Below are 12,719 nucleotides of genomic sequence, written 5' to 3'. Positions count from 1 at the left end.
AGGTATGAGATGAGAAACAGAAGGCTTCGTTATGGACTATCTGAAGTGGAATAACGCAATCGGTGCACGTTTCTTTAATCCAGACCGAAGCGGGGTCCGTGTTTTTCTGTATGTCACAAAGGATGTCATTACGGAAATCGGCGCTCCCCACGATGCCGATCTCAATGATTTCATTGCTGCAGTGAAGACTGGTCCCCGCTGGAATACTCGTCTTGGCAGGGGCGTCTGCCAACAGGCCCTGCAGGCCCTCGAAGGCTGGCGAATTCGGAATTTCGTGTACCCGCCATATCTTAACTACTTAGCTTTATTTGTTCTTGCTGACACGGTTGATGTTGGTTTCGCTCGTCACGCCTACTACCCCGGTCTTCGGTCTTTGCTTGGCGAAGAACCAGAGACAGGCATGTACCCGTCATTCCTCTACATGTACCGTCTTTGGGAAGATCTTGCAGTCTGGTCAAACCAGGACAAACAAGGGGATTGGGGCATATTCGATGCGGATATTGTCGGAGAATGGAGGCACGTGGGTTTACCAAGGGCGCAGACTTTAGTCACAGACAGAGAACGCGGTAACTTGCCCTTTCTATTCGCAGAGAAAGGCTTTGATCCTCACTCACCCCCATCAGATCGGGAATTCGCCTATCTGCTCACAGAAGACCCGCATCATCGTCTGAGACCCCGTACCAAGGAGCTTCTCAGATCAAAAACAGAAGGCGATTCTTCGATTCGCGCTGCGCTGATCGAAGTGCTTCTGGGCGAACTCGAACACTGGGACGGATCGGTTACGCAACTGCCGCATGAAGACGGACACGCGTGCATTTTTTCAAGGGGAATTCTGAGTTTGGCGATGGTGTTGGATCGTACCGCAGGAACCGCACGTTTATCTCTCCGTTGCAGGACAAATCGTGAGTATCCCGATGAAGGGTTACAGCTAATTGGAGAGGGTATGCAAGAACCGTTGTACTGCTATGAAGACTGGCAGGGATGGTCAACGCCTCTTTCCGTTTCAGAAACACAACCCATCATCTTCGATCCCTCCCGTCTCGATTGGATAGACGGTCTCTCCCTGATTGATCGAGAACACTCATGGAAAACAACGTTTTCCAATCGTCCGATTAGAGTCATGGTAAGTGCGACGCCTTTTGGCTTTGACGGATTCGTAGAACACAGCCAGATACCACGAGGCAAACCGTTCTACCTGCTTGCCAACAATGAGTGTGCAGAAAAGCTTCTCTCATGGGGAAATGAGTGTTGCGATGGCTTCTCCGAAGTCAACTTGACATCAGGTTTGCCCGAGGGATGGCGTCTCTACGGAATAGGAAATGTAAATTCAGATGCTCTTATCCGGGACGACTTTCCATTTCTCGCTTTCCCAAGTATCTTGCGGATCCATTTCCGAGGCGGGCTAAGAGTGAAAGGGAATCAGTACTTCACCTTTGCGTTACCCCAGCTTGAGGTGACAGGAGCGTTTGAGGGTCCGAGTGTCTTCTGTAACGATCACCGGCTGGACTTAGATCCTGAGACAGGTATGTACACCATCCCCGACGCTATATGCGCACACAGACTCATCGTTGAGGTCAGGCGCGACGGAGAATGCATCTGTAGAAGGTCCCTGTATGCTCTGGAAACGGTGGCATGGCGAGATACGGTACCGGAAGTCTACCTTGACAAGTTTGGGCGGCATACTGAGAGCAAGGCCGGGGAGACATGCGTCGGTCCCATTGTCGATGGATTCACTCCACCGGACTTCAATCCTGAGATTTACTTTCCGCCGGGCGCGGGACACCGAGTCTACTTCGTTGGACGCAACCCCGGCGAGATCGTTGAGTGTCCGAATGAGACCATTCCCATGGATTGGCATCCAGTCTGGGCCATAGTTATGCAAGGACGAGGCAAAGGAACCGCTGTCTACTGTGGAACTGATCTGGCGAACGAAGAACCCGGAAGAACCGGCTGTAAAGATCAGAAACGATGTCGTCGATGGCGGAATGTCCTATGGTACAGCAGAAAAAGGATCACTGAACCGCCTCATCCAACGCTTCGCTCGCTGTGGGGGAAATATAAAGAGGTGGCGCGCCATGTCCGTTGATCCAAATCGCTTACTGTTTGTTATTTCTGCACGCGGTAGCATGGTATGGCCCCAATATTGTGAAGCCGTCGACTTTTTATCATCGACCCGTTCCGAGAGGGGCCGGATGACTGACGGTACAGCAACTCGGAGTGGTTTGCTCCAATGCTTGGAGGCGCTGGGCCACTGTAACGCGCACTATGAACGGGGAACGAGCACTATCGCCATTACTCCGCCCGCGCTTTGCCGCCTCCCCCGAGCCGGCTTGCCAGTCGCTGTCATGACTGGGGCCAGATGCATTCGAACACAGAAAGAGATGGCGGAAGCGGTGCGGGCACGAGGGGGATCAATCCGGCTAATTGGCGAGCGCCGTCCAGGGCCACTCGGCTTGTTGCCTGATACTATTATGTTTGAATCGGAATCGGAAGAGGCAATGGTTGACTTCTGTTCAGACCTTCGGATCCGTTGGGCCGCCGTTCCTCCAGCATGGACGCTCGTGAACTGGTGTGGGACACTATCCGAATACGAAGCAACGCTAAACTTTCAGATTCCCGAAACGTTGAACTGGACACGTTTCGATTTCAGCCTCAACTCCAATGGCTTCGTTCGCGCGACTTCTAACTCATTCCCTCGCTATACACGCTATCTCAATCCGGCAACCAAACTCCCTTTGCATGTCTTCTTCCGGGATAGCCATGGGGCAGAAGTGGATCTGAGTTGGGGACGATACCTTCTTTTGAAGTCAAAAGGCATCACCGCTACCGCGTATGATGAGAGGCGATTTAGACTCTGTGTGCCAATTAAAATACCACTTCCGACAATCGTCGCGAGAGCCGTGTGCCTGTGTTCCGGCAAGTCACCTGTCCACAGGGCAAACGAGTTTTTGGTTCAGGGCTTTGAGTGCCAGGATTGGCTGATGTTTGAAGATGTGCCACCGCAAATTGCGGTGGCTGCTCTCGCGAAAGTGGGGCAGTCTCCGGCGCGGGCAGAGATAAAATGATGATTTGCAGCGAAACTTACGTCCTTGTCGAGGAGTGAAATAGCATGCATGAAGCCGGGATGACCGATGGGAGCAGGCTGGCGTTGGTAGCGGCCTTCTACCTCTCCAAGTTTGATGCCGAAGCCCTTGCTCGCCTTGGATACTCCAGATTTAAGGAGGCGTTTGTTGACATCGGCCTGCAGCTGGGGGTAAATCCGCGGTCTGTCAAGAACAAGAGAGACGATTTCGATCCGATTTTCAGTAACGCCCGTGCAGGTTGGCATCAGAGGGAACTGGGTCCCAGTCGTCAGAAGGTCCTACAACTATTGAATGATTTAAGCTTCGATGCTCTCACTGGCTTCGTGAGAGACTTGATCCGGGACCCCGCGTATCGACAATCACGGGAGGTTATGCATGTTTTGAAGGAGTTGAAGAGGGAACGTCGCGAAAATTGGCGTTTCATCCCGCGCGGTGCCACTGGAAGGATGGCCGAAGAGCTTTTTGTCGAATGGTTTCGTGAAGGACGAACCCCGTTTCGTGGGACTATTGAGGACAGAAGAGAGGATGGATGTGGTTACGATTTCCTGGTCAGAGACGGAGAAGCTGCTCAATTTGTCGAAGTCAAAGGTGTGGCTGACCGAGAGGGAGGCGTGTTGTTCACAGACAAAGAGTGGCAGACTGCACAGGACAGCACCGAATACTATCTGGCGTTCTTTGTCAATCTCCGCAAGACCCCGGAGCTACGTGTTTTCTCCAATCCGTCTCTCTTGTTTACCCCTCGCAGAATCGTCAATCTCACTGTTCGTATAGAATGGCAGGTGTCAGCCAAACAATTGGAATCTGAGGAACATGCCCATGAATGATCCTATCGGTGCTTTTGAGAAGATCCGAGACAACTTCATCCTTTATCTTAAAACCGCGTTTGGTACACAGTTCCCTGGACTGGAACGCGAACGAGAAGAGATGCTCAGGCGGCCGGGGATTCTGAACCAGGAGCCTTGGATTGAGCCCTTGCCCCGCTACCAGACAGACAGGCCGCTTGCAGATCTTAGGCCAGAAGAGCTATCGGCGATGACCCCAGAAGCATTGGAGCGATTCAAAGATCTGGCTCGTTGTGGCTTGGTGGGTAACTATCCTCTATACACACACCAGATAGCCATGTTGCAGCTCGCAGCGGCAGGCCATAACGCTGTCGTCACCGCAGGCACAGGCTCGGGTAAGACGGAATCTTTCTTGCTTCCTCTTTTTGCATATCTCGCTTCCGAGAGCCGTAACTGGGAAGCCCCGAACGTACCCCTCCCGCACGTCAATGATTGGTGGTCAAACGAGGATTGGCAAGCCTCATGTAGGCACAACAACCGAATCACGCGATCCTACCGAGTACCACAGAGGGGACATGAGACAAGACCGGCAGCGATGCGTGCCCTGATACTTTATCCCATGAATGCCCTTGTTGAAGACCAACTGACGAGGCTTCGCCGTTCTCTTGATTCGCCCCAGACTCGCCAGTGGTGTTCTGATCATATGAACGGAAATAGAATATACTTTGGTCGATACACGGGCAATACACCTGTGCCCGGCCATGAGCAGAACCCACGGGGGAACCCGGACCGTCCACGGATCGACAGACTGGCGCGGGAGCTTGTCGACTTGGATCGTGGTGCAACGGCCGCTGCCGAGCACGCTGCGCAGAAGGAAGCGGAGGCAACAACAGAAAGCGAGCGGGAAGTAGCCCGCGATATCATCTGCTTTTTCCCGCGACTTGATGGCGCTGAGATGCGCTCTCGTTGGGACATGCAGCAGTCCCCGCCTGATATCCTCATCACGAATTACAGCATGCTCAGTATTATGCTAATGAGGGAAGCTGACTCGCCGATATTTCAGCAGACCCGACAGTGGCTTGAGCAGCCTGGTAACGTCTTTCATCTGATAATCGATGAACTTCACCTGTACCGTGGCACTTCTGGGACTGAAGTTGCTTACCTCTTGCGCCTTTTGCTTCGCAGGTTGGGCCTCACCCCCACTGATCCAAAGTTGCGCATTCTTGGCTCCAGTGCGTCCCTCGATCCCGGCAATGCTGATAGCTTGACTTTTCTATCCGACTTTTTCGGGTGCGAGTGGGAACCGGAACAGATTATCCCTGGCTCTGAGGAGCCGATCCCTGACGTAGGAGGCCCGCCTCTTGACAGCGCCTCCTTTGCGGCCTTGGCCCGAAGCTACCAGGAGCACAACGAAGAAACCTTCACGGAATCGTGCATCCAGTTGGCTGCTACACTCGACCCAGAGGCAGGTGGCGACGACCCTAAAGAAAAGCTCTGCGCTGCATTTGAGTCTCAACAGGAGAGGATTGCAGCATACGTGCTAAGCGCGTGCGTCGACGGTGCACGTACGAGAGCCGTATCACTTTCAGGTTTTGCGACGCGCGTGTTCGCTAACGCAGATGATGAGCAGGTCGCAATGGACGCCATCAGGGGACTCCTTGTAGCCCGCGGGATTGCTGCCTCACGGCAAGATGCGACATCACTACCTACATTCAGGCTGCACTGGTTCTTTAGGAATATAGAGGGCCTATGGGCGTGTGTTCTACCAGGCTGCCAGTGCGAGGCTGGGCATTTGGATGATGTACGGCCGACGGGCAGGCTCTTCTCACAGAACCGAATCCTCTGCGGAAGTCCCGGCCAGCAACACCGAGTTCTGGAACTCCTCTATTGTGAACAGTGCGGAACTGTCTTCTTTGGAGGCAGCCGTCTGCGAAACCCGGAAGGCAACGGTATAGAGATATTGAGTACGGATCCCGACTTAGAGGGACTGCCAGACAAACAGGCTGCTCGTTTCGTGGACAGGAGAACCTATGATGACTTCGCGATATTCTGGCCGCACGGCAGAAGCACGCTGAACACCGAGGCACGACAGTGGCGTCAACCACGAGTCGTTGGTGATGGGTCCGAACGCGGGCGATGGGCACCGAAGCATCTTGATGCGATCACCGGTCGTGTCACGGATGCCCCAAATGGTGCGACTCCACCAGAAGGTTATGCAATCTCTGGATACCTGTATGTGGTTCCTGGTGTTGATGGCACCGAAACTGAGCAGGATTTCTCGGCGCTACCTGCCTGCTGTCCCAATTGTGCGGCCGATTACAGTCGGCGGCTATATCGTACTTCACCCATACGCGGTTTCAGAACGGGTTTCTCGCGAGTCAGTCAGCTTCTCTCAAAGGAACTATTCTACAGCCTTCCCGAAGGGGAGACTCGCAAGCTTGTCGTATTCTCTGATAGCAGGGAAGACGCGGCGTCTATCTCCAACGGGATTGAGAGAACGCACTATCTGGATCTTGTGCGTGAAGCCATGTATGACGAGTTGCACCGTGTTGCTCTGGGTGAGGGCTTTCTACTCGCAGACCTGGAGGCATATGGGGAGGCTCGATGTCCTGAGGCTGTCGCTTACTCAACAAATAATCCAGAGACGGTGGCCCAGCTTCTTCAAAATATAGAAAGAGAAAGAACCCCAATACCGGACGGACTTTCCGATATTTTCCGTCAAACCCTTGAGCAGGAAAGAGACAGGGCCGCAGACGAACTGGGGGAAATCAGGCAGCGAGCCAATACTCGAATGGTCCCGCTACGCGTACTGTATGAAAGAGGGGACGAGGACGCATCCGGTACGCGCTCATTGCTCCTGATTAAACGTCTCAAGCAGCTGGGGATCAATCCTGCCGGCAACGACGTGATGTATCAGATGTTTAATTTTGAAGGCGAAGATCATGATTGGACTGAGTTTTTCGACTACGCAAACGACAGTAGGTGCTGGCGAGACGGGCTTCCCGAAAGCGCAGTCGAGCGAAGAGACCGCGTCCGAGGCAAGGTGCGAACGGAGATCATGAACGTGCTGTTCAGCCGACTGTACTTCGGTTTTGAGGCCGCCGGTCTGGGCTATGCGTGCCTCGATCTCTCTGAGCAAGTTTGGGAGCAACTCGCAGGCCGTGTAGCCCTCGCGACAAATACCTTTCGGGACCTCTGTCATGGCTGCGTTCGCATTTTGGGGGATCTCTATCGCTATCATCAGGAACGTCAGCCAGCGCCCGACCGCTTAGACGATTGGACAGACTGGCTACAGCCGCCGGCACGAGCGCGCCTGCGGAACTACATACAAGCCTGCGCGCAACTGCATGGTGTTGACGCACCCACGGTTCTTGCCTCTACTTGGGATGCCATCTGCGAAGCTGGAGGGCATGCGAGCGCGAAGCTCCAAGCTCATCGTTTACTTGTGAGAATCGGCCTTCAGAATGATCCCTTTTGGATCTGTCCGTCTTGCCAGCGTGTGCACATGCACCGTGCGGCGGGGATCTGTACAGGTTGTCTTGCGGAGTTGGGTATCGATCCGGATGCGCAGTGTGAGGCGCTTTACGGCAGAAACTATTACGCAAGTGAGGCGGTTGATCGGCGGAAACCTCTTAGAATGCATTGCGAAGAACTGACGGCTCAAACAGACGATCAACCCGATCGGCAGCGATGCTTCAGAGACGTGGTGGTCCAGGGCGGTGCAGCAGGAACACGTCCGCCGATTCCTCTGGTGGATTCTATCGACCTGCTCAGTGTGACGACCACGATGGAGGTCGGTGTTGACATCGGTAACCTACAGGCTGTTGTATTGGCAAACATGCCGCCTATGCGGTTCAACTACCAGCAGCGTGTTGGAAGGGCAGGGAGGCGCGGCCAAGCCTTTGCCGCTGTCTTAACGCTGTGCAGGGGCCGCAGCCATGATGAATTCTATTATAGTCGTCCCCGCCGCATCACCGGAGATTTGCCCCCTGTCCCATTCCTGTCCATGACAAGATTAGAAATCGCACGTCGCCTTGTGGCGAAGGCGTGCTTGTATGAGGCGTTCCGTGATGCGGGCGTTCGTTGGTGGGACAGTCCCATACCCCCCGACAGCCATGGGGAATTCGGAACGGTTGCCGACTGGCTGAACATGGCAGATCGCAGACAGGCAGTTGAGCGAAGGCTGTCTACCTCTCCACAAGTACCGCAAATCGTAGATGCCATTCTAGTCGGTGCAGAGGGTGTTTCCGCTGATGAGATGGTCAGGTACATCCGCGAAGGCCTTTTCGGGGATATCGAGCAATGCGCAAACAGCTTGGAACTCGCTGGCGATGGCTTGGCTGAGCGACTTGGAGAAGGGGCGATTCTCCCGATGTATGGTATGCCATCTCGTGTTAGACTTCTGTATCATGGCTTCCGGGGCCACGATGCTTTGTCAATCGACCGTGATCTTGATCTTGCGATCACAGAGTTTGCCCCAGGTTCGCAGAAAACCAAGGACAAACGGGTCTATACTGCAATCGGATTTACAGCTCCTCTGATAAATGATCCAAGAGGTGGATGGAGACCAGTCGATTCGAATCCATTTCCACGAAGAATGTTGATGGCGCGGTGCGATCTCTGCCACTTTGCCGACACCAGCAACCAAGACATATGGCCTGATGGCTGCCCGGACTGCGGCAATAGCCGTGAGGGTGAGAATGCGTTCCGCGTGTTTGTGATCGTCGTACCGTCAGCGTTCAGGACTTCTTTCAGCCATGGCGTCGATGCGAAGGGAGATGACGAGTTCCTTCCACGCGGCACGAGTTCTGTGGCAGAAAGGACTGATGAGCCTCCCACAGTCGTTCCGGGCACGAACACCTGTCTGGTTCGAACCTTTGGTGGCCATGTCTACCGAATCAATGATCGTGCGGGTCGCTTGTTTACTGGAGCACTTGGGACGGCCCGATGGAGCCGCGGAGGCGTCACGCTGCCCCACCAGTGGATTGACGAGCGATATCAAAATGTGAGAGGGGATAACAAGGTATCTTTCACTGCGGAGACACCAGGGATTGACACAGTTGCTTTGGCGGCCCCGAAAGTCACGGACGTGCTGCGAATTCGACCCCAATCGCTGCAACAGACCCTATGCCTTGATTTGCTCGCCCGTGATGAACATGGAAGGATATCACAACTTGGCCAAGGGGCCGCGGTGAAAGCCGCCTATTACTCGGCAGGTTTTATACTGCGTTCAGTTGTCGCTGAGGAGCTTGATATTGACCCAGAGGAGATTGACATCAGCAACGTGCGGGGCGTCGAGTTAGATGACGAAACCTACGCGGGTGAACTTATTCTGAACGACCACCTGGAGAATGGGGCCGGCTTCACGGCTTGGCTGTCGCAGGATAGCAACTGGTCCATGATACTCGATATAATCACCGGGCCGGAGTACGGTGATGACACCTTCATTGGCAAGCTTCTCTCCGCTGAACATGCGCAGAGCTGCCAATCAGCGTGCTACGACTGTCTCTGCCTGTATCGAAACATGAGTTACCATAGCCTGTTGGACTGGAGACTAGGCATGTCCGTGCTTCGGATTCTTTCCGACGCGACATACTCTTGCGGTGTCGATGGCGATTTCGGTCCCCCGGAACTCTCCGGATGGTTGGATTTCTCAGACGTACTTCGCACCACTTTCTGCCAATCGTTTCAATCCTGTGAACCTGCGGAATTCGGACCTCTACACGGTTGGACAATTGCGGGGAGGAACGTCATACTCAACCATCCCCTTTGGAGCATCGCCCACCCAGACGGAATCCTTGCAGAAGCTTTCGCTACCCTCGGTCAAGACGATGACACTATGATTGTGGACACATTCAATCTGCACCGCCGAATGAGCTGGGTGTATCAGCGGCTAGGAGTATAATGACAACCCCAAAAAACAGATGGGTTTGAAGAAGCTAACTATTAAGCAGTTGGGCCGTGTTTCGCCAGCACGATTTACGGCGATGCAGTCCTGCCTCCTGCGCGAGATCTGGACTGCGTCGGGCAACGAACCTCTCCTTCCACCATCACCTATGGCGGAACTCGGCATCGTAATCCATCGTCTTCTCGAAGCAGCAGGACATGGTCAATTGGACGGCGGGGGGAATGAAAAGATTGAGGCCACTTGGGACGAGCTGATTTCCCAGGTAGAGAAAAAGATGACCTTATCGGCACTGAGACGTCACCAGGTGCCTTTAAGCAGAATTATTCCTGACTTTGAAGTCCGAAAGATCCGGTCATGTCGCAGGGCTGCCGAGATAGCACACAATGTCTTGCGAGCCCAAAACGAAGGTACCAGGCAAGCCTTAGAACCCACAGGCTTTGAACTATGGGTCGAGTCTGACGATGGTCGCGTCGGGGGATACATTGATTTCGTTAGGATGACAAGAGCCGGTGTCGTCTTGTCTGACTACAAAACCGGTGCCGTATTGCAGTCAGGAACAGATGAAAGCTGCGGCCAAATCAAACGGGCATACAAAGTTCAGTTGAAGCTCTATGCGGCCCTATATCGGCTAAAGTGTGGAGTTTGGCCTAGTCGGTTGGAAGTAGTGCCGCTTCAAGGCCCGCCGGTAAAGGTAATATTCGTCCCAGAAGATGCTGAGCTTCTGCTCGCAGAAGCAAGCTCATTTCTTCAATTTGTTAACAAGCGCATTGCTCAGGTTAAGAACGGAAGCGCGAATGTCACCGACCTTGCCTCGCCGAAGGCGGTGAATTGCAGGCATTGTCTGTTCAGGCCGGCGTGTCAAGCCTATTGGATCGCAAAGAGAAAAGAGTCGCAGCAGAAGTGGCCTTATGATGTGGAGGGATTCCTCAAGGATATGAGACGCCTGCGCAATGGGAAGGTGTGTATGATGCTTGCAGAAGACGATTTATCAACGTCAAACTATATTACGGTCCGCAACTTAACGGATTGCACACAGCGTCACCCCCTCCTGAATCGCATACCGAAAGGAGGCCGGCTGGCAATCTATGGCCTGATGTATCACTGTCGCTCCGATGACTATACGGAAACACAGAACACTGTCATATACGAGACAGAATGAAAACCATGCAACACGAGGAACAACAAACAAATAAAAAACAGCCGATGGTGAAAGATGTTATTGTTAGCTTCTTCTCTGGCTGCGGTGGTTTTGATCTCGGATTCTCGTCAGCGGGATTCTCGATCGGACTTGCTCTTGATGTGGATGCGATAGCTGTGGAGAGTTATAACCATAATCGTGACAAACACGTCTGTCACGTTGCTGATTTAGCAGAAACAGACCCTGAGACCATCGCCCAACTTTACAGTAGGAACTGCAGCTCGGGACCACCACGCGGGGTGATTGGCGGTGCACCATGCCAGACCTTTTCAAACGGGAATGTGCATTTCAATGGCAACGATGCAAGGCATCTTTTACCGCGTCGCTACGCATGCATGCTGCGTATCCTTAACGAGGAATACGATCTCGATTTCTTCGTATTCGAGAACGTCAAAGGTATCACATCGCCGAAGCACCGGAATGAATATACGACCATCAAGAGGCTATTTTCTCGCGCGGGCTTCAAACTCTTCGAGGGAGAACTCGACGCAGCCGATTTCGGTGTGGCGCAGCATCGCCGCCGCGTGTTCATCGTGGGCTTCAACAAACGCAAATACCCAGATCTTGAATTCAAGTTTCCAACAGCAGAGACAACTATTCCTCTGACTGTTGCAAGCAAATTGAAGGGACTCCCACCTCCATTGCTCTTCAAACGTGGAATACGGAAGGATGAAATCGCATTTCATCCGAATCACTGGACCATGAACCCTCGGTCGCGGAAATTCACCGATGGTTCTCTATCCAAGGGACATAAGCAGGGACGGTCATTTCGTGTTCTAGAGTGGGAAAAGCCGAGCTTAACAGTTGCATATGGAAACCGCGAGATCAACGTTCATCCTGACGCGGAAAGACGACTCAGCGTATACGAAGCTATGCTTCTCCAAGGTTTTCCAAGAAACTACGAACTGCTAGGAACTCTCAGTGACCAGATCCGACAGGTTTCCGATGCTATACCACCGCAGCTTGGCCTTGCATTAGGGAAGGCGATTCACCGCACTTTGCACCCATGAAATTCGAAAGGCATGCCTTTTTATCGCTTCTTGTTGTAGCCCGTGCGAGATTCAGCAGCCTTAAGCAGCTGAGTCCGTGTTGGAAGTCTATATCCCGCCGGCTCATTGGTGTCTCCCCGAAGTTCCTTCGCTATTAGGGCCGCAATGCCGATGGGATCTTTCTCAATCTCGCACTCCCAGAAGCGAAACACACGCCATCCTTCATCGCGGAGGGCTTGGATATTCCTCCCGTCGCGCTTTACATTGCCATCAAGCTTTTCCATCCAGTACTTTTTGTTCGTCTTTGGTCGAACGGCCTCAATGCATCCCGAATGCTGATGCCAGAAGCACCCGTGAACGAAGATAATTGTGTGGTACTTGCGAAGGACAATATCAGGCCGGCCCGGAAGTCCTCGGCAGTGGACTCTGAAGCGGAACCCCATTCGGTGTAATACGGATCTAAGTATCATTTCGGGCTTGGTGTCTGCCGAACGTATGCGGCTCATATTCCAGCTTCGTCTCTGAGGCGTCACATTGTCAGCCATCTTTTCGCACCTAAGTACATATCGGCATAAATATGATGACGTCTTAATCTTGCGGTATTAACATATATATGGCATGATCTCTCCTCAGAGAGGAGGTGATTATGCCCAGAAAAAGCCCATATCGGCTCATGTTGACTGCTGATGAAAAGAAGCAATTACAAAACATCTCGCGTAAATATACGTCACCATATTGTGAAGTCGTGCGAGCCAAAAT

General features: G+C 53.1%; 7 protein-coding genes. 6 read left to right on the top strand and 1 reads right to left on the bottom strand.

All coding sequences use genetic code 11. The features are described 5' to 3' along the window. Positions 1-31 precede the first annotated feature (31 nt). From HY788_03870 to HY788_03845, 6 genes are all read left to right on the top strand, one after another. Positions 32-2,086: a hypothetical protein gene (locus HY788_03870; protein MBI4773312.1), complete on the top strand. Its 2,055-nt coding sequence runs from the start codon at positions 32-34 to the stop codon at positions 2,084-2,086. A 295-nt stretch (positions 2,087-2,381) separates the two neighbouring features. Further along, the gene (locus HY788_03865) at positions 2,382-3,065 is read left to right on the top strand and encodes a hypothetical protein (protein MBI4773311.1); all 684 of its coding nucleotides are present in this window, start codon (positions 2,382-2,384) and stop codon (positions 3,063-3,065) included. Positions 3,066-3,109: 44 nt separating this feature from the next. Continuing rightward, the gene (locus tag HY788_03860) at positions 3,110-3,907 is read left to right on the top strand and encodes a DUF3883 domain-containing protein (protein MBI4773310.1); all 798 of its coding nucleotides are present in this window, start codon (positions 3,110-3,112) and stop codon (positions 3,905-3,907) included. Beyond that, complete coding sequence (locus tag HY788_03855) at positions 3,900-9,770, top strand: DEAD/DEAH box helicase (protein MBI4773309.1); 5,871 nt, start codon at positions 3,900-3,902, stop codon at positions 9,768-9,770. The genes HY788_03860 and HY788_03855 overlap by 8 nt, the downstream gene beginning before the upstream one ends. Before the next feature lie 19 nt (positions 9,771-9,789). Then, on the top strand, positions 9,790-10,932 hold the full coding sequence (locus HY788_03850) for a PD-(D/E)XK nuclease family protein (protein ID MBI4773308.1): 1,143 nt from the start codon (positions 9,790-9,792) through the stop codon (positions 10,930-10,932). Next, a complete protein-coding gene (locus HY788_03845) occupies positions 10,929-11,981 on the top strand; it encodes a DNA cytosine methyltransferase (protein ID MBI4773307.1) in 1,053 nt (350 codons plus the stop codon). Before HY788_03850 ends, HY788_03845 begins: the two co-directional genes overlap by 4 nt. Before the next feature lie 20 nt (positions 11,982-12,001). Here the strand turns inward: HY788_03845 and vsr are convergent, their stop codons facing one another. Beyond that, a complete protein-coding gene (gene vsr / locus HY788_03840; protein MBI4773306.1) occupies positions 12,002-12,505 on the bottom strand; it encodes a DNA mismatch endonuclease Vsr in 504 nt (167 codons plus the stop codon). Positions 12,506-12,719: the final 214 nt, after the last annotated feature.

The sequence above is a fragment of the Deltaproteobacteria bacterium genome, from assembly GCA_016208165.1.
Taxonomy (GTDB): Bacteria; Desulfobacterota; Desulfarculia; order JACQYL01; family JACQYL01; genus JACQYL01.
This window is presented reverse-complemented; position numbering and strand designations above follow the sequence as displayed.

Coding starts and splice junctions, on each gene's coding strand:
- HY788_03865 (MBI4773311.1), top strand. CDS start 2,382: ATGGCGGAAGCGGTGCGGGCACGAGGGGGATCAATCCGGCTAATTGGC.
- HY788_03845 (MBI4773307.1), top strand. CDS start 10,929: ATGAAAACCATGCAACACGAGGAACAACAAACAAATAAAAAACAGCCG.
- HY788_03870 (MBI4773312.1), top strand. CDS start 32: ATGGACTATCTGAAGTGGAATAACGCAATCGGTGCACGTTTCTTTAAT.
- vsr (MBI4773306.1), bottom strand. CDS start 12,505: ATGGCTGACAATGTGACGCCTCAGAGACGAAGCTGGAATATGAGCCGC.
- HY788_03850 (MBI4773308.1), top strand. CDS start 9,790: ATGGGTTTGAAGAAGCTAACTATTAAGCAGTTGGGCCGTGTTTCGCCA.
- HY788_03860 (MBI4773310.1), top strand. CDS start 3,110: ATGCATGAAGCCGGGATGACCGATGGGAGCAGGCTGGCGTTGGTAGCG.
- HY788_03855 (MBI4773309.1), top strand. CDS start 3,900: ATGAATGATCCTATCGGTGCTTTTGAGAAGATCCGAGACAACTTCATC.